This window comes from Paracoccus aminovorans (assembly GCF_001546115.1).
GTDB lineage: Bacteria > Pseudomonadota > Alphaproteobacteria > Rhodobacterales > Rhodobacteraceae > Paracoccus > Paracoccus aminovorans_B.
The window spans coordinates 1,445,157-1,465,028 of the sequence record NZ_KQ955208.1 but is presented as its reverse complement, the minus strand read 5'-3'; the positions used below and the strand labels follow the sequence as shown (position 1 = coordinate 1,465,028).

Here is a 19,872-nt window from a genome sequence, read left to right as displayed (position 1 = left end):
CGGCGCCGCCCATAACATCCCGACCGAACCGTCGCCCCGCGAGGGCGCACGACAGCACGACCGGAGGAGGCGGCAGGCCGCAGATGTTTTCCATGCTTCCGCTGCTTGCCGGCCTGCTGCTCGTCGCGGCCTCGCTGACCCCTTCGCTGATCCCGCGCGACTGGCTGGTGCAGGGGCTGCTGGCCGGAGCCTCGATGGCGGCGGGCTATGCGATGATGCAATTCCTGCTGGCGATCTGGCGCACGTTGGAAATCCCGGTCCTGCGCGGCCGGGCGGCGCGCATCGGCCATGCGCTTCTGGCGGTGCCGGTGCTGGCGCTGCTGGGGGCTTGCGTCTTCATGGCCGGCGACTGGCAGAACAGCATCCGCGCCCGCATGGGCATGCCCGCGCTGGAGGTCTCGAACACCACCAAGATGCTGGCGACGGCGCTGGCGGTCTTTCTGCTGCTGTTCCTGATCGGCAAGGCGGTGCAGGCGCTGTTCGACCTGCTGCGGCTGCGGCTGGCGCGCTATATCCCGGTGCGCAGCGCCAATGTGCTGGGGCTGCTGCTGGCGGCGCTGATCACCGTCACCCTCACCCGCGACGGCGTGGTGAACTGGGCCATGCGCATCGCCGACAGCTCCTATGTCGCGGCCCAGCACCTGACCGACGTCTCGGTCGCGCCGCCGGCGCAGGACTGGCAGGCGGGCTCGGCCGCGTCCGGGATCGCGTGGGACCTGATGGGCAAGCCGGGGCGCGACTTCGTGCTGGGCGGCCCCGATGCCGCCGCCATCGCCCGCTTCACCGGCCGGCCGGCGCGCGAGCCGCTGCGCATCTATGTGGGCCTTGCCCAGGACAAGAACCCCGAGACCCGCGCCAGGACCGCGCTCGATGAGATGCTGCGGGTCGGCGCCTTCGACCGCAAGGTGCTGGTGCTGGCCAGCCCGACCGGCACCGGCTGGATGGACCCAGCCAGCTATGACGCGCTGGAATACATGCAGGGCGGCGACGTGGCGACGGTCGCGGTCCAGTATTCCTATCTGCAAAGCCCGCTGGCGCTGATCTTCGAAACCGACGCCGGCCTGGCCCAGACCGAGGCGCTGATGCGGCTGGTCTATGACCACTGGCGCGGCCTGCCGGCCGAGCGGCGGCCCCGGCTCTACCTGCACGGCATCTCGCTCGGGGCCTGGTCGTCCATGCATGCCTTCAACCCGTTCCAGATGATGAACGAGCCGGTCTCGGGCGCCTTCTGGGTCGGGCCGCCCTTTCCCTCGACGCTGTGGCGCCAGGCCAATGCGGCGCGGCAGGCGCAAAGCCCCTTCGTGCTGCCGCAGATCGACCAGGGCGAGGTCATCCGCTATGCCAGCCAGTTCGCGCCCCCCGACCGCTCGGGCAAGCCCTGGGGGCGGCTGCGCATCCTGTTCCTGCAATATGGCAGCGATCCCATCGTCTTCTACGACGCGACCTCGGTCTGGCGCGCGCCGATATGGATGCGCGAGCCGCCGGCGCCCGATGTCTCGCCGCTGTTGCGCTTCACGCCCATCGTCACGCAGTTCCAGCTGGCGGCGGACATGCTGGTCGCGACCTCGGCCCCGCCGGGCTTCGGCCATATCTACCACGCGCACGACTATATCGACGGCTGGGTCTCGGTCACCGCGCCTGAGGACTGGACGGCGGCGGATACCGTGCGGCTGAAGGCGATCTGCGGCGTGAACGGGCTGACCGGATGCGAAAACCGCTGATCCTGCTCGCGGCGCTGCTGGGGCTGGTGCTGGCAGGGCTGGGGCTGAACACGGCGCGCAACTATGCCGGCTGGCAGCCCGCTCCCGACACGCCGGCGGCGCGGCTGGCGCGGCTCGCGCCGCATTGGCGGCTGCTGCGGCCCGACACGCCCGGCCCGCATCCGGTCGTGGTGCTGCTCTCGGGCTGCGACGGGGTGCGCGACAACATGGATTATTGGGCGCGGCAGTTCACCGCCATGGGCCGGGCGGCGCTGATCCTCGACAGCCACGCGCCGCGCGGGCTGGACAAGGCCCAGGCCTGGCGCGCGGTCTGCGCGGCGCAGGTGCTGCCCGGGTCCGAACGGGCCGGAGACCTGGCCGTGGCGCTGGCCGCGCTGCGCGACATGCCGGGCATCGACGCCACGCAGGTGGCGGTGCTGGGCGCCTCGCATGGCGGCTGGACGGCGATGGAGCTTTTGCATGCGCTTTCCGCGCCCGTGCCGCCGCCCGGCCTGACCGACTGGCCGGCGCCGCCCGCCAGCCTGGCGGCGCAGCTGGGCCCGGCGGTGCTGCTTTATCCCTATTGCGGCCTCGTCAGCACGGCGGACGGGCCCTGGCCCGCGCAGGTCCGGGTGCTGATGCTGCTGGCCGGGCGGGATTCCATCACCGACCCCGCCGCCTGCCGCGCCACGGCGGCCGACCAACTGGCGCGCGGCACCGACCTGACCCTGCGCATCGACCCTGAGGCCGACCACGGCTTCGACCAGAGCGAGCGCTCGCGCCTATCGCCCCTGGCCTTCAACCCCGAAGCCACCGCCTGGGCCCGGGCGCGCGTGCTGGCCTTCGTCCGGGGTTTTGCCCTGGCCGCCGAGGGGCTATGACGGCCAGGCAGGAACGGAGGGCAGCAATGCGCGTCATCTTCATGGGCACACCCGATTTCTCGGTCCCGGCGCTGCGGGCCGTCGCCGCGCGGCATCAGGTCGTCGCGGTCTATTCCCAGCCGCCCCGCGCGGCGGGACGCGGGCAGAAGCCCCGCCCCTCGCCCGTGCAGCGCGCGGCCGAGGCGCTGGGGCTGACGGTCCGCACCCCCGAAACCCTGCGCGACCCGGCCGACCGCGCTGATTTCGCGGCTCTTGGCGCCGATGTCGCGTTGGTGGTGGCCTATGGGCTGATCCTGCCGCAGGCGGTTCTGGACGCGCCGCGGCTGGGTTGCCTGAACATCCACGCCTCGCTGCTGCCGCGCTGGCGGGGCGCGGCGCCGATCCATCGCGCCATCATGGCCGGCGACGCGGAAACCGGCGTCGCCATCATGCAGATGCAGGCCGGGCTCGACACCGGCCCGGTGCTGGCCGAGGCGCGCACCGCCATCGGCGCGCAGGACACCACCGCCGACCTGCACGACCGCCTGGCCGGGATGGGGGCCGAGCTGATCGCCGCGACCCTGGACCGCCTGCCGCTGCCCGCCGTGCCGCAACCGGCCGAGGGCGTGACCTATGCCCAGAAGATCGACAAGGCCGAGGCCCGCATCGACTGGACCCGGCCGGCCGAGGTCGTGGACCGGCAGATCCGCGCGCTTTCGCCCTTTCCCGGTGCCTGGTGCCTGGTCGGGGAGGAGCGGGTGAAGCTCCTGCGTTCCCGCCTGGCCGCGGGCTCGGGCGCGGCGGGGACGGTGCTGTCGGGCTTTACCGTGGCCTGCGGCACGGGCGCCATCGAGGTGCTGGAAGCGCAGCGCGAGGGCAAGCGGCCAATGCCCGCCGCCGAGGTGCTGCGCGGGCTAACCCTGCCGCCGCTACTGAACTGAACCTGTTGCCTTTTCGCCACGAAAGTGCCGGATCCGGCCGCTGCGACAGCCGGATCCGCTCATCCCGTGGTAGCATCCGGCCGTGGCAAGACACCGCGGCCGGGTGCCGCTCCAGCGATGAAATCCGTTTCCGCCCAAGGAGTGAATTCATGGATAATCTTGTTCGCATCATGTCCGAGAACTGGTGGGTGCTGCTGTTGCGCGGCATCGCCGCCGTGGTCTTTGGCCTGATCGCGCTGGCCATGCCGGGGCTGACGCTGTTCGTGCTGCTGATCACCTTCGGGGTCTATGCGGTCTTCGACGGCATCCTGGCCATCGTCACCGGCTTTCGCCGCAAGGGTCAGGACGAGCAGTGGTGGGCTTGGGCGCTCGACGGGCTGCTGTCGGTGCTGATCGGCCTGATGGCGCTGTTCTGGCCGGCGGCGACGGCCGTGGTCTTCGTGCTGTGGATGGCGGCCTGGGCCATCGTCGCGGGCATCTTCCGCATCATCGCGGCCATCCGCCTGCGGCGCGAGATCGAGGGCGAATGGGCCTTGGGCCTCAGCGGGTTGTTGCTGGCGCTTTGGGGCATCCTGCTGGTGCTGCTGCCGGCGGCGGGGCTGCTGGGCCTTGCCTGGATGATCGGGACCCTGGCGGTGCTGATCGGCGTCGTGCTGATCGTGCTGGCCTTCCGGCTGAAGCGGCTGAAGACGGCCTAGACCGCACGGCCGCCGGAGTATTTGGGAAATGGTGAAGAGGGTCAGGTCCCGCGCGGCTTGGCCCGCAGGGTCGGGTCGGCCTCCAGCGGGTTTTCGGGCCAAGGGTGGCGCGGATAGCGGCCGCGCATGTCCTTCCTGACATCGCCATAGCCGCCGGCCCAGAAGCCCGGCAGGTCGGTCGTCACCGCGATGGGCTTGCCGCCCGGCGACAGCATCGCAATGCGCAGCGCCCGCCCGCCGACCGTAGGATGGCGCGAGACGCCGAACAGCTCTTGCAGCTTCAGCTCGATCGAGGGCGTCTCGTGGTCGTAGTCGATGGGGACCTTGCGGCCCAGCGGCGTGGTGAAATGCGCGGGCGCCGCCCGGTCCAGCGCCTGCTGGCCGTCCCAGCCGATGCGGGATTTCAGCGCCTCGGTCAGGTCGAGCCCGCGCAGGTCGGAAAGCGTCCGCGCCTTGGTCAGCCAGGGCAGCAGCCAGTCGGGATCCGACAGCAGGCTCGCGTCATCGACCGGCCCCAGGTCCGGCACCAGCGCGATCCGCGCCCGCAGCCGCGCGGCGCCGGGCGTCCAGGTCAGGCCGTGCTGGCGCAGCCCCTCGAAAGCCGCGCGCGCGAGCGCCTGCGGATCGGGGGCATCCAGCGCCCGGTCCGACAGCACCAGTGCGCCCAGGCGTTCCTGGCGGCGCGCGATCACGCGGCTGTCGCGGCGCGACCATTCCACCGCCTCGACGGTCTCGATGCGGCCCGCGTAAAGCGCGCGGATCTCGGATTCATGGATCGGCAGGGCCAGGCGGATGCGGGCCTCGCGCGTGTCGCCGTCGAGGTCGGTCGCGACGATGAAGCGGTGCGCGGCCATGGCGTCGCCCTCGGGCAGCACGGCGCCCTTGCCGCCCGACAGCACATAGCGCGGCTGGTCGTCCCGGCGCCGCTGGCCGATGCGGTCGGGATAGGCCAAGGCCGCCATGGCGCCGGGCGACAGGTCGGCGCTGTCGCCTGCCCCGTTTCCGGCCATGCGGCGCAGGCGCTTTGCCTCGTCGCGGATGCGGTGCAAGGCAGCGTCGTTCACCGGCCAGGGATGGCGGTCGCGATAGGCGCGCAGGTCGCGTAGCGCCGCCAGCCGGGGCGCGAGATCGGCCGGAGCCCCGCTCAGCGGATCGCGGTCGGCCAGCAGCGCCGCCAAGTCGGCGGCCTTGCGTCCGGCCACGGCCAGCATATGCGCCAGCCGCGGATGCAGCGGCAGCGCGGCCAGCCGGCGGCCGTGATCGGTGATCCGCCCGCCCCAATCCAGCGCGCCAAGGTCGCGCAGCAGGGCGCGGGCCTCGGCCAGCGCGGCCTCGGGCGGCGGGGTCAGGAAGGCGAGGTCGGCGCCGTCCGATCCCCAGATCGCCAGCTCCAGCGCCAGCCCCGACAGGTCGGCCACCGCGATCTCGGGCGGGGCGAAGGCGGGCAGCGCCCCTTCCTCGGCCCGCGCCCACATGCGGTAGCAGATCCCCGGCGCGACCCGGCCGGCGCGGCCGCGGCGCTGCTCGGCCTCGGCCCGGCTGACCCGCTCCGTGACCAGCCGCGACATGCCCGAGCCGGGGTCGAAGCGCGCCCGCCGCGCCCGGCCGGCATCGACCACCACCTTGACGTCGGGAATGGTCAGCGAGGTCTCGGCAATCGAGGTCGCCAGCACCACCCGCCGCCCCGTCGCCGGGCGCAGCACCGCCTGCTGGGCCTTGAACTCCATGGCGCCGTAAAGCGCCACCACCTCGGCCGGCAGGTCCAGCGCGGCCATGGTGCGGCGGATCTCGCCCTCGCCGGGCAGGAAGGCCAGGACGGTGCCGCCCAAGGCCCGCGTCGCCGCCTCGGCCTCGGCGATCAGTCGCGCGGCCTCGGGGACCAGCCGCGCGTCGGCGGGCAGGGGGCGGTCCAGCCAGCGCGTCTCGACCGGAAAGGCGCGGCCCTCCGAGCGGATCACCGGCGCGCCGTCCAGCAGCGCCGCCACCGGCTCGGCGTCGAGCGTCGCCGACATGACCAGCAGCATCAGGTCCGGGCGCAGCGCCGCCCGCGCTTCCCATGCCAGCGCCAGGCCGAGGTCGGCGTTCAGGCTGCGCTCGTGGAATTCGTCGAAGATGAGGCAGCCGATGCCGTCGAGCGCGGGGTCGGATTGCAGCATCCGGGTCAGGATGCCCTCGGTCACCACCTCGATGCGGCTGCCCGGCACGGATTCGCCGCGGATGCGATAGCCGACGCTTTGGCCCAGGGGCTCGGCCAGCGTCTCGGCCATGCGGGCGGCGGCGGCACGGGCGGCCAGTCGGCGCGGTTCCAGCATCAGGATGCGGCCCGCGGTGACCGGCAGCAGCGCCAGCGGCACGCGCGTGGTCTTGCCGGCGCCCGGGGGCGCCATCAGCACGGCCCGGCCATGCGCCGACAGCGCGGCGATGAGGTCGGGCAGAACGGCGTCGATGGGCAGTTGCATGGCGCCTTATGGCAAAAGCGCCACGGCGGGGGAAGGCCAGCGCGAGCCCATTGACAGCGGCCGGGATCTCGCGATTGCGTGATCGCATTGAGCGGAAGGGGATTGCGATGAACGAATGGTTGCTGCTGCTGCTGGTGCCGCTGGGGGCTGCGGCCTTTGGTCAGCTTTTCCAGGATGATGACGATGACAACCGGGACGAGCCCGAACCGGAACCCGAGCCGCAGACCGGCGGCACCGCCGGCGACGACACGCTGACCGCGCCCGAGGGCTTTCGCGGCCGGGTGATGGGGCGTGACGGCGACGACCGGATCACGGTCGGCTCGCCTGACAATCCCGGCTATTATCACGACTCGACCAACCTGACGACCGACGATGGCCATTGGAACGCCTGGCGGGATTGGGATCCCGATGCGCCCGGCCGCGTGCCGCCCGGCGTCGTCATGGCGCGCGGCGGCGATGGCGCGGATACGATCATCGGCTCGGGGCGCGGCATCCATGCCGACGGCGATGCCGGCGACGACCGTCTGGAACTGCACAGCGAGCCGGGCGACCTGCGCGATGGCCGCAGCGATTACGCCTTGCTGGGCCGGGGCGGCGCGGGCAATGACGAGATCATCCTTTCGGGCAGCGGCGCGCTGGTGCTGGGCGATGCCGGTGACGACCTCATCAGCGTCTCGGGCGAGAACATGGTCATCAACGGCGGCGAGGGGGCGGATACCATTCACGTCGCCGGCCTGACCGACAGCGAGATCGTGCTGGGCCGGGGCGATGTGGTGACCGGGCGCGGCGAGGGTGCGGACGGGCTGCGCTTCCGCCTGCATGACGGTGCCGATTTCACCGGCAATGCCTCGGACGAGGAGTTCGTGGCCCGCGAGGGCTCGCGCGCCGATGGCGGTGGTGGCGATGACACGCTGACGAATGACTATCACGACGACAGCTCGGTCACGCTGATCGGCGGCGCGGGCAATGACACCATCATCGGCAACGATGCCTGGGGCAACCATGCCATGACGGCGCAGGATGGCTATCGCTTTCGCGTCGGTGCGTCCAGCGACAGCCTGGATGGCGGCGACGGCGATGACGTGATCGGCTATGACCGCGGTGACACCATCACCGGCGGCTCTGGCGCCGACATCATCGACGGTTACGTGGACAGCCGCGACGCTGCGACCGTCACCGATTTCGACCCCGCCGAGGACCGGCTGCGCGTCAACATCCCGCCCGCCGAGGCCGGCACCGAGGCCGATCCCTTTGGCAATGTCTCGGTCATCGAGGAAGACGGCGACACCGTCATCCGCCTGGGCGATGCCGAGATCATGCGCATCGAGAACGCCACCGGCCTGAACATCGGCTTCCAGACCGACCGCTGGCGCGAGGAATGGTCCGACGGCAGCATCCATGAGGGCGAATACCGCGAGGGCGACGGCGAGGTGCTGGACGATGACACCATCTTCACCGACCTCGACGGCAACGAGGTGGACCGCGACTCGCTAGACGTGGTGATCAACAACTACCTGACGCTCTATACCTGAGCCCTACACATCCGCCGCCCGGCTGCATATCTTGGCCGGGCGACAGGCGGGGGACCGGATGGGAATTGCCGACGATCTGATGCAGGGCCTGGGGATTTCCGACCCGGTGATCCGGCTGGGCGTGACGGGGTTGTCGCGCGCCGGCAAGACCGTGTTCATCACCTCGCTGGTGGCGAACCTGCTGGACCGGGGCCGGATGCCGGCGCTGCGCGCGGCGGCGGACGGCTCGCTGAAGGCGGCGTGGCTGCAGCCGCAGCCCGACGACACCGTGCCGCGCTTCGACTACGAACGCCATCTGGCCGCCATGACCGGCCCCGACCCGCATTGGCCCGAGGGCACGCGCCACGTCAGCCAGCTGCGCCTGTCGCTGCGGGTGCAGCCGCGCGGCCTGATCGCCGGCTGGCGCGGCGCGCAGGTGCTGCATCTCGACATCGTCGACTATCCGGGCGAGTGGCTCTTGGACCTGCGGCTGATGGAGCGCGACTTCGACACCTGGTCGCAGGAGGTTCTGGACCGCATGAAGGGCCGCCCCGGCGCGCTGGAGTTCCTGGCCGCGCTGGCCTCGACCGATCCCGCGCGTTTCGAGGAAGGCGCCGCGCAGGCGCTGGCCGCCGCCTATACCAGCCACCTGCACCGGGCGCGCGAGGCCGGCTGGTCGGACTGCACCCCCGGCCGCTTCCTGATGCCCGGAGAGCTGGAGGGCTCGCCGGCGCTGACCTTCACGCCGCTGCCGCAGCAGATGCGCGACACGGCCCTGGGCCGCGAATTCGCCCGCCGCTTCGGCGCCTACAAGGCGCGGGTGGTGCGGCCGTTCTTCCGCGAGCATTTCGCCCGCATCGACCGGCAGGTGGTGCTGATGGACGTGCTGGGCGCCATCCATGCCGGGCCGCAGGCGGTCGAGGACATGCGCCGCGCCATGGCCGACATCCTGACCGCCTTCCGCCCCGGCCGCGCCGGCTGGCTGGCGCAGCTTCTGGGCACAAGGCGGGTCGAGCGCATCCTGTTCGCCGCGACCAAGGCCGACCATCTGCATCACATCCAGCACCCGCGCCTGACCGCGATCACCGCCGCCATGTTGCGCGAGGCGCGCGACCGCGCCGATTTTTCGGGCGCGCGGACCGAGGCCATGTCCATCGCCTCGCTGCGCTGCACCACCGAGGAGATGATCCGCCAGGACGGCGAGGAATTGCCCGCCGTGCGCGGGACGCTGATGGACGGGCGGCAGGCGGCCTTCTATCCGGGCGAGCTGCCGTCGAACCCGGCCGAACTGCTGGTGCCGGCAAGCCAAGGTGCTGCGCGCTGGCTGGACGGTGATTATGCGATCATGGACTTCGCCCCGGCGCCGGCCACGCTGCGCCCGGGCGACGGGCCGCCGCATATCCGGCTGGACCGGGCGGCGGAATTCCTGATCGGCGACCGGATCTGAGGAGGCATGATGGCTGAACCCCCGAAAGACCTCGCGAAACGGCGCGGGCCGGTCCTGATCGAGATGGAGACCGCCCCCGATGCCGCGCCCTCCGAGCCCGAGGCCATGGCCCAGGTCATGCCCGAGACGCCGCCGCTGCCGCCTTCGGGCGACCGCCGCGACCGGCGTGCGCCGCGCAGCGAGACGCGCGAGGGCGCGGCGCCCTCGCCCGCCGATGCCCCGGCAATCGAGGACGGTCCGCTCGCGCCGCTGCCGCAGCCCCGCACCATGCAGATGGTGGCGCGGCTGGTCGGCGCCGGCCCGTCGCGGCTGACGCGGTTCTTCCTGAATACCGGGGTGGCGCTCTTTACCTTCCTGTTGTCGGTGGCGGCGCTGCGCTATCTGACCGACCTGCTGAACGCCTATCCGCTGCTCGGCTGGATCGGCATCGGGCTGATGGTGCTGTTCTGCCTGGCGGCGCTGGCCATGGCGTTCCGCGAATACCGGGCCTGGGCGCGCTTCGGCGCCATCGACGGCATCAACCGCGCCGCCGGTGCGGCGCTGGCCTCGGGCGATCTGGCGGCGGCGCAGCAGGTGGTGGGGCGGATGGAGAGCCTCTATCGCGCCCGGCCCGAGCTGGAATGGGGCCTGACCCGGCTCAAGGAGCGCAAATCCGAAGCCTATGACCCCGAGACGCTGATCGCCCTGGCCGAGGGCGAGCTGCTGGCCCCGCTGGACCAGCAGGCCCGGCGCGAGATCGAGGCCGCCGCCCGCACCGTGGCCGCCGCCACCGCGCTGATCCCGCTGGCGCTGGCCGATGTCTTCGCCGCGCTGGCGGCGAACCTGCGCATGATCCGGCGCATGGCCGAGATCTATGGCGGCCGCGCCGGTGCCGTCGGCGGCTGGCGGCTGGCGCGCACGGTGATGACGCATCTGGTCGCGACCGGCGCCGTCGCGGCCGGGGACGACCTGATCCATACCGTCGCCGGCGGCGGCCTGCTGGCCAAGGTCTCGAAACGCTTCGGCGAGGGCGTGGTGAACGGGGCGCTGACCGCCCGCGTCGGCATTGCCGCGATGGAGGTCTGCCGGCCCTTGCCCTTCATCCACCAGCCACGCCCCAAGGTCGGCAACCTGATCGCGCGCGGGCTGAAGGGGCTGTTCGGCGAGGACGAGCCGCGCTAGGCGCCCCGTTGCTGGAGTATTTGGGAAACGGTGAAACGCGCAGGGCCTGCCGTCTTCTTTGCTCCCCAAATACCCATCCGGCCGCGCGCATCTGCGCCGCCGTTTGGGTATTTTCAGAGCAAAGAAGCGGCCGTTTCCCGCGCCGTGGCACTGGCGTATGGTTCGATCATGAGATCGCGCCGCCTTGCCCTGCTTCTGATGTCTCTCGTGCTGCTGCTGGGGCTGGGCGCCGGGCTGCGCGACCGGCTGGACGCCTGGGTCGATGCGACCGTGCTGCCGCGGCTCGAGGTGGCGGTCGGCGTCGAGGTGGTGGCGCGGGACGGCAGCTTGCTGCGGCCGTTCCAGGTGGCCGACGGGCGCTGGCGGCTGGACGCCGGGCCGGTCGATCCGTTGTTCCTGGACCTGCTGCTGCTGTGGGAGGATCGGCGCTTCCAGCGCCATGACGGTGTCGACGCCTTGGCGATGCTGCGTGCCGCGGGGCAGGCGCTGCGGCATGGGCGGGTGGTTTCGGGCGGCTCGACCCTGACCATGCAGGTGGCGCGGCTGATCGAATCCGGGCCGACCGGGCAATGGGCCGGCAAGCTGCGGCAGTTGCGGCTGGCGCTGGCGCTGGAGCGGCATCTGGGCAAGCGCGAGATTCTGGAACTGTATCTGCGCCTCGCCCCCTATGGCGCCAATGTCGAGGGCATTCGCGCTGCCAGCCTGCAATGGTTCGGCAAGGAGCCGCGCCGGCTGAGCCCGGCGCAGGCGGCGCTGCTGGTCGCCCTGCCGCAATCGCCCGAGGCGCGGCGGCCCGACCGCTTTCCGCTGGTCGCCAAGGCGGCGCGGGACCGGGTGCTGGCGCGGGCGGCGGCGGCCGGGCTGATCTCGGCCGCCGATGCCCGGGCGGCGATGGCCGAGCCGGTGCCGCGCGCGCGCCGTGCCTTTCCGGCCTTGGCGCCGCTGCTGGCAGCGCGGCTCATGCGCGAGCATCCCGGCGCCAGCCGGATCGAGACCACCATCGACCCGCGCCTGCAACGCCGGGCCGAGGAGCTGGCCTCGCGCGCCGTGCGCGGCGCCGGGCGGCGGCTGTCGGCGGCCGTGGTGCTGGCCGATCACCGGACGGGCGAGATCCTGGCCGAGGTCGGGGCGGCGGACTGGACCGACGGCGCCTCGGCCGGTTTCGTGGACATGACGCGGGCCTGGCGCAGCCCGGGCTCGACGCTGAAGCCCTTTGTCTATGGCCTCGCCTTCGACGACGGGCTGGCGCATCCCGAGACGCTGATCGAGGACCGCCCGACCGCCTTCGGCCGCTGGCAGCCGCAGAATTTCGACAAGCATTTCCGCGGCACGGTCAGCCTGAAGAACGCGCTGATCTGGTCCTTGAACATCCCGGTGGTGAAGCTGGCCGATGCGGTCGGACCGAACCGCATCGCCCAGGCCCTGCGGCGCGGCGGGGTCGAGCTGCGGCTGGCGGGCGATGCGCCGGGCCTGGCCGTGGTGCTGGGCGGGGCCGGGGTGACGCTGGAGGGGCTGGCGCAGGGCTATGCCGCGCTGGCGCGGGGCGGGCGCGGCATCACGCTGTCGGCGCTGCCCGGCGGCGCGGCGGCCGGGCAGGCGCCGATGTTCGGCCCGGTCGCGGCCTGGCAGGTCGGCCATGTCCTGGCCTCAAGCCCGGCGCCGCATGGGGTGCGGCAGCGGGTGCTGGCCTATAAGACCGGCACCTCCTACGGGTTTCGCGACGCGCTGGCGGTGGGCTTTGACGGGGCGCATGTCGGCGCGGTCTGGCTGGGCCGGCCGGATGGCACGCCGGTCCCGGGCGGCTTTGGCGGCGACCTGGCGGCGCCGGTGCTGTTCGACCTGTTCGACGCGCTGCCCTCGGTCGCGCTGCCGCCGCCGCCGCCGCAAGCGCTGACGCTGCCGAACAGCGCGCTGCCGCTGCCCCTGCGCCGCTTTGCCGCCCCGGGCGAGGCCAGCGCCGCCGCCGCCCGTCCGGCCGGTCCCGATGCGCTGCGCCTGACCTATCCGCCGGACGGGGCCGAGCTGGAACGGCGCGGGCCGCTGACCGCCAAGGCGCGGGGCGGGCGCGCGCCCTGGACCTTTCTGCTGAATGGCGCGCCCGCCGCCATCGCCCGGCCGCAGCCCTGGGCCGAGCTGCCCGATCCCGGTCCCGGCTTTGCCCGCCTGACGGTGGTCGATGCCGATGGCGCCTCGGCGACTGCGACAATACGGTTGCACTGACGCGATTTGCGCGTTTCGTGATTCGCTTGACCTTTTCTTAACCGGATTTTGCGACATATTCCGACCATGCTGCATATCAACGACCAGATCACGATCCAGGAATGGGAGCTGTCCGAGCAATTCACCCGGTCTCAGGGACCGGGCGGGCAGAACGTGAACAAGGTCGAGACCGCGGTCGAGCTGCGCTTCGAGGCCGAGCGCTCGCCGCATCTGGCCGCACCGGTCAAGGCGCGGCTGAAGCGGCTGGCGGGCCGGCGCTGGACGCTGGACGGCGCCGTGCTGATCCGCGCCGAAGAGACCCGCAGCCAGGCCCGCAACCGCGAGCTGGCGCGCGAGCGGCTGGCCGAGCTGATCCGCCAGGCCCTGGTCGCGCCGCGCAAGCGCATCCCCACGCGCCCGACGCTGGGCAGCCAGCGCCGCCGCCTGGCCGCCAAGACCCAGCGCGGCGAGGTCAAGGCCGGCCGCACCCGCATCCGCGACGCGGAGGGCGGCGAATGATCGTCGAGTTCCGCGACAGGCTGGCCCGCCTGCTGGGCCGCCGCCCGCCCGAGATGCAGGTCGCCGCGCTGTGCCTGGACGAGGCGACCGGCCAGGTGCTGCTGGTGACCAGCCGCGGCACCGGGCGCTGGATCGTGCCCAAGGGCTGGCCCATGCCCGGCCGCAGCCTGGCCGGCGCCGCCATGCAGGAGGCCTGGGAGGAGGCCGGCGTGCGCGGCCGCGCCGGGCCCGGCGAGATCGGCCGCTATCGCTATGACAAGGACCAGGAGCGCGGCTTCGCCATCCCGGTCGAGGTGCGGGTATTTCCGCTGTATGTCGAGAGCCTGGCCGAGGACTATCCCGAGGCCGAGCAGCGCGATCGACGCTGGTTCCCGCCCGCCGAGGCGGCGCGGATGGTGGCCGAGCCGGGGCTGCAGCAGATCTTGCGGGCGCTGCCCGCCGCCGCCGGATCGTGACGCGGGGCATGGCGCGCTATACCCGGGAATATCGGACGCTGGACAAGGACTTGCGCCGCGTCACCCATAGCGAGCGGGCGATGCTGCAATCCGGCCGCCCGGTGTTTCGCCTGGGGCTGGCGCTGATCTTCATGGCCGCGGCCGCCTATGCCGCGACGGCGATCTTTGCCGGCCAGCCGGCGCTGGGCATCGTCGCCGCCGCCATGGCGGTCGCGGCCTGGCTGGCGCTGTCGATCGGCGCCAACGACGTGTCGAACTCGCTCAGCCCCGCCGTGGGCGCGGGGGCGATCGGCATGGGCACCGGCCTGGTGCTGGTCGCGGTGATGGAGGTGCTGGGCGCGGTGATTGCCGGCGGCTCGGTCACCCAGACCCTGACCGAGGGGCTGGTCGGCGACGCGCTGGGCCAGGGCGAGGCGACGGCGCGCATGATGCTGACCGCGCTCTTGGCGGCGGGGGGCTGGATCACGCTGGCGACCTGGCTCGACGCGCCGGTCAGCACCACCCATTCGGTCGTCGGCGCCATCGCCGGCGCCGGGCTCGCCAGCTTCGGCCCCGGCGCGGTGAACTGGCCCGAGCTTGGCATGATCGCCATCGGCTGGGTGGTTTCGCCGCTGATCTCGGGCGCGCTGGCGGCGCTGTTCCTGGCGGCGCTGCGCAACCGCGTCATCGACCGCGCGGACCGGGTCGCCGCCGGCCGGGTCTGGCTGCCGGTCATGGTGGCGCTGACCACGGCGCTGCTGGGCTCGATGGCGGGGGTGGCCTGGCACGGGCTGCCGCTGGTCGCCATCCTGGCGCTGGGCCTTGGCGCCGGTGCTGCCGGCTGGGCCTATGCCCGGCTGCGCCTGCAGCGCGAGATCGCGGCCAATCGCGGCGACCAGTTGGCGCTGAAGAAGCTGCTGGGCGTGCCGCTGGTCACGGCGGCGATGGTCATGGGATTCGCGCATGGCTCGAACGACACCTCGAACGTCGCGGCGCCGCTGGGCATCATCCTCGACAGCCTGCCGACCCGGACCGCGCTGCTGCCGCAGGGCCGGCTGGTGCTGCTCTTGGGCGGCATGGGCATCGCGCTGGGGGTGCTGCTGTTCGGGCGCCGGCTGGTGCATATGGTCGGCAGCAAGATCACGAGGCTGAGCGCGGCGCGGGCGCTGTGCATCTCGCTCGCCACCTCGGCCACGGTGCTGGGGTTTTCGGCGGCGGGGCTGCCGGTCTCGACCACGCATATCGCCGTGGGCGGCGTCTTCGGCATCGGCTTTTATCGCGAATGGCGCGACCGCCGGCTGGCCGCCGCCCGGCCCGCGCTGCCGGACGAAGAACGAAGGCGGCGCCACCTGGTGCGGCGCTCCTACATGCGGATGATCCTGGGGGCCTGGCTGATCACCGTGCCGGCGGCGGCGGCGCTGGCGGCGGCGCTGGTCTGGATCGGGCGGCTGCTCTAACCCGGGGCGTGCTCGCCGTCGATCAGCACCATGATCCGCCCGCGCGAGCAGCGTTCGACCCGGGCCTCGACGCCATAGACCTGCGCCAGCAGGGCCGGGGTCAGCACGTCTTCGGGCCGGCCCTCGGCATGGGTATGGCCGTCGTGCAAGAGCACGATCCGGTCGGCCCATTGCGCCGCCAGCGCCAGGTCGTGCAGCACCGCGACAACGATCCGCCCCTCGCCCGCCAGCCGGCGCAGTTCCGACAGGAGCCGCACCTGACGCGCCAGGTCCAGCGCCGAGGTCGGCTCATCCAGCAGCAGCAGGCGCGGGTCGCGGACGATGGCCTGGGCCAGGCTGACCATCTGGCGCTGCCCGCCCGACAGCGCCGACAGCGGCTCCAGCGCCAGGGCGGCGATGCCCAACGTCTCCATCACCGCCAAGGCGGCGTGGTCGGCCTGGCGGGCGCCGATGGTCGCCCCGGCCCGCAGCGCCGCGATCACGCTTTCCAGCGCCACCAGCGACGAGGCGCCGGGCAGGGTCTGCGGCATGAAGCCGACCAGCCGCGAGCGATCCCGGGCCGGCATATGCGCCAGGTCTTGCCCGTCCAGCACCACCCGGCCGCCATGCGGCTGCAATTGCGCGATGGCGCGCAGCAGGGTCGACTTGCCTGCGGCATTGGGGCCGGCCAGCACCGTGACCTCGCCCGGGCGCAGCAGCGGCAGGTCCAGCCCCTGAAGCACGGGACGCGCGCCGAAGCGGACCGAAATGCCCTGCGCCAGCAAGCCCTGCATCAGCGCCTCCGCCCGCGCAGGATCAGCGCGAAGAAGATCGGCAGGCCGATCAGCGAGGTGACCAGCCCGACCGGCAGCAGCACGCCGGGCACCAGCGTCTTCGACAGCGTCGAGGCCAGCGACATGACCAGCGCCCCGGTCAAGAGGCTGGCGGGCAGGAAGACGCGGTGGTTCTCGCCCACCAGCATTCGCGCGATATGCGGACCGGCCAGGCCGACGAAGCCGATCACCCCAACCATGGACACGGCGGCGGCCGACAGCAGGCTGACACGGAACAGCGTCCAGCGCCGCAGCCCGGTCACATCGACGCCGAAGCTGCGCGCCTGGTCCTCGCCCAGCCGCAGCGCGGTCAGCCGCCAGGCGGCGCGAAAGGAAAACGGCACCGCCGCGACCAGCACCACGACCAGCATCGCGACGCCCGGCCATTGCGCCGAGGCGAGGCTGCCCATGGTCCAAAACACCAGCTGTTGCAGGGCATCGGCCGAGGCCATGAACTGCACCAGCGACAGCAGCGCGGCGGCGGTGAAGTTCAGCGCCACGCCGAAAAGGATCAGCACCTCGGGCCCGCCGCCCCGGATGCGGCCCAGGAGTTGCAGCAGCGCCAGGGCGCCCAACGCGAACAGGAAGGCATTGCCCGAGACGCTCCAGACCGGCGGCAGGCCGGGGATGGTCAGGCCCAGGACGATGGCGACGGCGGCGCCCAGCGCGGCCGAGGCCGAGACGCCCAGGGTAAAGGGCTCGGCCAGCGGGTTTTCCAGCACGGTCTGCATCTCGGCCCCGGCCAGCGCCAGCGCCGCGCCGACCAGCAGCGCCATGCAGGCCACGGGCAGGCGCACGGCCCAGACGATGACCTCGGTGCCGCGCGCGACCTCGCCGCCGGTCAGGGCCCGCAGCGTATCGGACAGCGGCAGGCCGGCCGGGCCGGTCACGAGATCCAGCAGCAACGCGGCCAGCGCCGCGACGGCCAGCACGCCGACCAGCACCGCGTGGCGCCGGCCCTGCCGGTGATAGCGTTCCAGCGTGTCCGTGGTCATTGCGCCTTGGTCACCCACCAGGTGCCCGGCACGGTCACGGGCGAGAAGCGGGCGTTGATCTCGGCCAGGGTGGCATTCGGGTCCACGTCCTGGAACAGGTCGGGGTGGAAGGTCTTGGCCAGGTATTCGATCAGCGCGATATGCACCGGCGAATCGTTGAACATATGCCAGACGCCGGCCGCGCGGCCGTCCTGCACCGCCCGCAGCGCCGAGAAGCCGGGCGCCGAGACCAGCGCGTCGAAACTGGCCTGCGCCGTCTCGGCATCGACGCCCGAGCCCAGCACCAGCCCGCCCCGCGCCGCCATATGCGTGCCGCCGGTCGCGACATAGACGTCCGGGTCGGCGGCGATCAGCGCTTCCAGGCTGACATTGCCCTGCACGGTCTTCACGGTCTCGTTGCCGATGTTCGCGCCGCCCGCCGTGGTGATGAAATCGTGGAACACCCCGGTGCCCACGGTGGCGCAGCAGCCGGTCGGCGCGGCATGGACGTGGAAGAACACGCGCGGACGCGGCACCTGCGGCGGCAGGCGGTCACGGATGCGGTCCAGCCGGGTTTCGTAGAATTCGGCGAATTCCTCGGCGCGCTCCTCGGCGCCGGTCAGCTTGCCCAGGATGCGCAGGCTGGGCATCGAGTTCTCCTGCGGATGCGAGAAGAAATCGACATAGGCGACCGGGATGCCCGCGGCCTCGATCTGCTGGCGGGCCAGGTCGGTCGCCGGGTCGTTCTGGTCGACCAGCGTCAACACCACCAGGTCGGGATGCAGCGCAATGATCGCCTCGGCCGACAGGCCGCGCGCGCCGGCGCCGACCGGCTTGATCTGGTCGAGGTTTGGGAATTTCGCGCGATAGGCCGCCAGCGTCGGTTCGTCCAGCGCCCGCGCCAGCCGCCAGCCCGAAACCAGCGCCACCGGATCGTCATGGATCAGCCCCAGAACCGCCAGATGCCGCGCCTCGGCCAAGACGACATGCTCGGCCGGTTTGGGCAGGGTGACCTCGCGCCCCAGGATGTCGGTCGCCGTCACATCCGCGCGGGCCGCGGCCAGCGAGGAGATCAGGGCAAGGGCGGCCAGCAGGGCGCGGGTCAGGGTCATGGCGTCGGTCCTCAGGAGAGGCGGGGCGCGCCGTCGCGCCCCGCGGTCCGGGCCCTTTTACTCGGCAACCGGGGCGATGCGCCAGATGCGGTCGCCGGCCTCGTCGCCTTCGCCCTTGGACTTGTTCACCGCCCAGACATTGCCGTTCTGGTCGGCGCGCAGCTGGTTCGGCATGCTGCCGGCATCGAGGTTCGCCACGATCTCGCCTTGCGGGTTGACCACGGTGATCGTGCCGGCGCCGCGGTTCGCGACATAGGCCAACCGGCCCTTGGGCTCGAAGGCGACGTTCAGCGGCCCGGCGCCCACGGCGACATCATGCAGCACCTCGCCGGTTTCCGCCTTGACGATCAACAGGTTGTCGGTCGCCTGCGAGGCGACGAAGATCAGCCCGTCCTGCGGGTCATAGGCCACGCCCGAGGCGGCCTTGACGCCCGGCAGCGGGATGACCTTGACCTCGCCCGACTTCAGGTCGACCAGCGCGGCCTCGGGCGTGGCGATGCTGACGGTGACCAGCTTGCCGCCGGTCTCGTCGATGTCCAGCGCCATGGTCGAGAATTCCTCGCCCCGCACGCCCGACTTGATGACGATCGGCTCCAGCGGCTCCAGCGTCTTGATGTCGAAGACCTTGATTTCGGGCGCGCCGGTCGCGGCGACATAGGCGCGGCCGTTGGCCTCATCGACCACCACGTCGCGGGCATGCGGCACGGCGCCCGGCTCGAACTGCTTGACCAGCGACAGGTCGGACTGCTTGTAGACCGCGACGGTGTCCTGGCGGGTGTTGGTCACCCAGACATTGCCGTTGGCATCGTCCACGTCCACGCCATAGACGGCGAACAGCCCGCCGTCGCTGCCGTCCGGGCGCGCGGGGGCGGCGCCGGGGGTGATCTCGGCCAGGATCTTCAGCGTCTCGGGGTCGATCTTGACCAGCTTCGATTCCTTGACCGGGGGCCGGCCGACCGCGCTGGTCACGAAGACCGCGTCGCCCGCGCCGTTCAGCCGCACCTGGTAGAGGCCGCGCACCACCGGCTCGCTGGCGATGGTGTATTTCTCGGCGCCGCCGACCGGCACCTCGGGCGAGATCTTCAGCTCGACCACCTCGGCCGAAGCCGGGTTCTCGGTCACGACGACGATGGGCTGCAAGCCGGTCTCGGCCTCGGCGTCGATGTCCAGCGGGAAGCTGAACTTGCCGTCCTGGCCGATGCTGATCGGCTCGGCGTTCAGGGGCTTGGCGCCGCGCAGCAGGGTGACGGTCTGGCCGGGGATCAGGTCTTCGCCCTCGATCACCGCCTTGCCGCCCTTGACGACCGGGGCGCGCTCGACGCCGCCGACGCCGACATCGCCGGCGAAACTCACCAGCGGCTTGGTGAAGATGGTCTCGGCCAGGGCCGGGCCGGCCAGCAGCGACAGGGTCAGCGCCGAGGCGCCCAGCAGCGCGCGGATCGAGGGGCGGGATGGGGTGGTCATGGGAAACTCCTGCAAGGACGGACGGGGATCGCTGACCGCTTGGGCTGGCTTCATTCGCCGGGCAACCTATATTTCCGACAGTCCTTGTCAACTAAGACGCACCGGGGCAAAGGGGATGCGGGCA

16 protein-coding genes are annotated in these 19,872 nt (G+C 72.1%); 11 read left to right on the top strand and 5 right to left on the bottom strand.

Annotation, left to right across the window (positions count from 1 at the left end; genetic code table 11):
* Positions 1–92: 92 nt before the first annotated feature.
* The 4 genes from ASV56_RS07560 (at position 93) to ASV56_RS07545 (ending at position 4,199) form a co-directional block, all read left to right on the top strand.
* Positions 93–1,721: an alpha/beta hydrolase gene (locus ASV56_RS07560; protein WP_253879908.1), complete on the top strand. Its 1,629-nt coding sequence runs from the start codon at positions 93–95 to the stop codon at positions 1,719–1,721.
* The gene (locus ASV56_RS07555; protein WP_062561438.1) at positions 1,706–2,581 is read left to right on the top strand and encodes a dienelactone hydrolase family protein; all 876 of its coding nucleotides are present in this window, start codon (positions 1,706–1,708) and stop codon (positions 2,579–2,581) included. The genes ASV56_RS07560 and ASV56_RS07555 overlap by 16 nt, the downstream gene beginning before the upstream one ends.
* A gap of 26 nt (positions 2,582–2,607) precedes the next feature.
* Complete coding sequence (gene fmt, locus ASV56_RS07550) at positions 2,608–3,501, top strand: methionyl-tRNA formyltransferase (RefSeq protein WP_062561437.1); 894 nt, start codon at positions 2,608–2,610, stop codon at positions 3,499–3,501.
* Between the two features lie 149 nt (positions 3,502–3,650).
* Entirely contained in the window at positions 3,651–4,199 is a 549-nt protein-coding gene (locus ASV56_RS07545) for an HdeD family acid-resistance protein (protein WP_062561436.1), read from the top strand.
* A gap of 41 nt (positions 4,200–4,240) precedes the next feature.
* Here ASV56_RS07545 and hrpB read toward each other — a convergent pair whose 3' ends face one another.
* On the bottom strand, positions 4,241–6,658 hold the full coding sequence (gene hrpB / locus ASV56_RS07540) for an ATP-dependent helicase HrpB (RefSeq protein ID WP_062561435.1): 2,418 nt from the start codon (positions 6,656–6,658) through the stop codon (positions 4,241–4,243).
* 107 nt (positions 6,659–6,765) lie between these two features.
* On the opposite strand from hrpB, the gene ASV56_RS07535 reads away from it, so the two are divergent.
* The 7 genes from ASV56_RS07535 to ASV56_RS07505 all read left to right on the top strand — a co-directional run bounded on the left by ASV56_RS07535 (position 6,766) and on the right by ASV56_RS07505 (position 15,386).
* Positions 6,766–8,190 (top strand): calcium-binding protein, encoded by a 1,425-nt coding sequence (locus ASV56_RS07535; RefSeq protein ID WP_062561434.1) that lies wholly within the window; start codon positions 6,766–6,768, stop codon positions 8,188–8,190.
* A 58-nt stretch (positions 8,191–8,248) separates the two neighbouring features.
* Positions 8,249–9,616 carry a YcjX family GTP-binding protein gene (locus ASV56_RS07530; RefSeq protein WP_062561433.1) on the top strand — a complete coding sequence of 456 codons (1,368 nt, stop codon included), beginning with the start codon at positions 8,249–8,251 and terminating at the stop codon, positions 9,614–9,616.
* A 6-nt stretch (positions 9,617–9,622) separates the two neighbouring features.
* Positions 9,623–10,777, top strand: coding sequence for a YcjF family protein (locus ASV56_RS07525; RefSeq protein WP_437435912.1), 1,155 nt, complete (start codon positions 9,623–9,625; stop codon positions 10,775–10,777).
* Between the two features lie 168 nt (positions 10,778–10,945).
* Positions 10,946–12,997: a penicillin-binding protein 1C gene (gene pbpC / locus ASV56_RS07520; RefSeq protein ID WP_082724812.1), complete on the top strand. Its 2,052-nt coding sequence runs from the start codon at positions 10,946–10,948 to the stop codon at positions 12,995–12,997.
* 66 nt (positions 12,998–13,063) lie between these two features.
* Complete coding sequence (arfB, locus tag ASV56_RS07515) at positions 13,064–13,495, top strand: alternative ribosome rescue aminoacyl-tRNA hydrolase ArfB (protein ID WP_062561432.1); 432 nt, start codon at positions 13,064–13,066, stop codon at positions 13,493–13,495.
* On the top strand, positions 13,492–13,950 hold the full coding sequence (locus tag ASV56_RS07510; RefSeq protein WP_062561431.1) for an NUDIX hydrolase: 459 nt from the start codon (positions 13,492–13,494) through the stop codon (positions 13,948–13,950). The genes arfB and ASV56_RS07510 overlap by 4 nt, the downstream gene beginning before the upstream one ends.
* Before the next feature lie 8 nt (positions 13,951–13,958).
* Complete coding sequence (locus ASV56_RS07505) at positions 13,959–15,386, top strand: inorganic phosphate transporter (protein ID WP_062561430.1); 1,428 nt, start codon at positions 13,959–13,961, stop codon at positions 15,384–15,386.
* On the opposite strand, the gene ASV56_RS07500 is transcribed toward ASV56_RS07505, so the two are convergent.
* From ASV56_RS07500 to ASV56_RS07485, 4 genes are read right to left on the bottom strand one after another with little or no spacing between them, the layout of a single operon-like run.
* Positions 15,383–16,159, bottom strand: a complete 777-nt coding sequence (locus ASV56_RS07500) for an ABC transporter ATP-binding protein (protein WP_062561429.1) — start codon at positions 16,157–16,159, stop codon at positions 15,383–15,385. The two genes, ASV56_RS07505 and ASV56_RS07500, sit on opposite strands and share 4 nt — an antisense overlap.
* Positions 16,159–17,193 (bottom strand): FecCD family ABC transporter permease, encoded by a 1,035-nt coding sequence (locus tag ASV56_RS07495; RefSeq protein WP_062561428.1) that lies wholly within the window; start codon positions 17,191–17,193, stop codon positions 16,159–16,161. The genes ASV56_RS07500 and ASV56_RS07495 overlap by 1 nt, the downstream gene beginning before the upstream one ends.
* Complete coding sequence (locus ASV56_RS07490; protein ID WP_062561427.1) at positions 17,190–18,284, bottom strand: ABC transporter substrate-binding protein; 1,095 nt, start codon at positions 18,282–18,284, stop codon at positions 17,190–17,192. Before ASV56_RS07490 ends, ASV56_RS07495 begins: the two co-directional genes overlap by 4 nt.
* A 57-nt stretch (positions 18,285–18,341) precedes the next feature.
* Positions 18,342–19,748: a Vgb family protein gene (locus ASV56_RS07485; RefSeq protein WP_062561426.1), complete on the bottom strand. Its 1,407-nt coding sequence runs from the start codon at positions 19,746–19,748 to the stop codon at positions 18,342–18,344.
* Between the last annotated feature and the right edge of the window lie 124 nt (positions 19,749–19,872).

Excerpts from the sequence above, each read along its gene's own strand:
- ASV56_RS07510 (WP_062561431.1), top strand. The coding sequence starts at position 13,492 with ATGATCGTCGAGTTCCGCGACAGGCTGGCCCGCCTGCTGGGCCGCCGC.
- arfB (WP_062561432.1), top strand. The coding sequence starts at position 13,064 with ATGCTGCATATCAACGACCAGATCACGATCCAGGAATGGGAGCTGTCC.
- ASV56_RS07485 (WP_062561426.1), bottom strand. The coding sequence starts at position 19,748 with ATGACCACCCCATCCCGCCCCTCGATCCGCGCGCTGCTGGGCGCCTCG.
- ASV56_RS07490 (WP_062561427.1), bottom strand. The coding sequence starts at position 18,284 with ATGACCCTGACCCGCGCCCTGCTGGCCGCCCTTGCCCTGATCTCCTCG.
- pbpC (WP_082724812.1), top strand. The coding sequence starts at position 10,946 with ATGAGATCGCGCCGCCTTGCCCTGCTTCTGATGTCTCTCGTGCTGCTG.
- ASV56_RS07500 (WP_062561429.1), bottom strand. The coding sequence starts at position 16,159 with ATGCAGGGCTTGCTGGCGCAGGGCATTTCGGTCCGCTTCGGCGCGCGT.
- ASV56_RS07525 (WP_437435912.1), top strand. The coding sequence starts at position 9,623 with ATGATGGCTGAACCCCCGAAAGACCTCGCGAAACGGCGCGGGCCGGTC.
- ASV56_RS07555 (WP_062561438.1), top strand. The coding sequence starts at position 1,706 with ATGCGAAAACCGCTGATCCTGCTCGCGGCGCTGCTGGGGCTGGTGCTG.
- ASV56_RS07560 (WP_253879908.1), top strand. The coding sequence starts at position 93 with ATGCTTCCGCTGCTTGCCGGCCTGCTGCTCGTCGCGGCCTCGCTGACC.
- ASV56_RS07505 (WP_062561430.1), top strand. The coding sequence starts at position 13,959 with ATGGCGCGCTATACCCGGGAATATCGGACGCTGGACAAGGACTTGCGC.
- ASV56_RS07530 (WP_062561433.1), top strand. The coding sequence starts at position 8,249 with ATGGGAATTGCCGACGATCTGATGCAGGGCCTGGGGATTTCCGACCCG.
- fmt (WP_062561437.1), top strand. The coding sequence starts at position 2,608 with ATGCGCGTCATCTTCATGGGCACACCCGATTTCTCGGTCCCGGCGCTG.
- hrpB (WP_062561435.1), bottom strand. The coding sequence starts at position 6,658 with ATGCAACTGCCCATCGACGCCGTTCTGCCCGACCTCATCGCCGCGCTG.
- ASV56_RS07545 (WP_062561436.1), top strand. The coding sequence starts at position 3,651 with ATGGATAATCTTGTTCGCATCATGTCCGAGAACTGGTGGGTGCTGCTG.
- ASV56_RS07535 (WP_062561434.1), top strand. The coding sequence starts at position 6,766 with ATGAACGAATGGTTGCTGCTGCTGCTGGTGCCGCTGGGGGCTGCGGCC.
- ASV56_RS07495 (WP_062561428.1), bottom strand. The coding sequence starts at position 17,193 with ATGACCACGGACACGCTGGAACGCTATCACCGGCAGGGCCGGCGCCAC.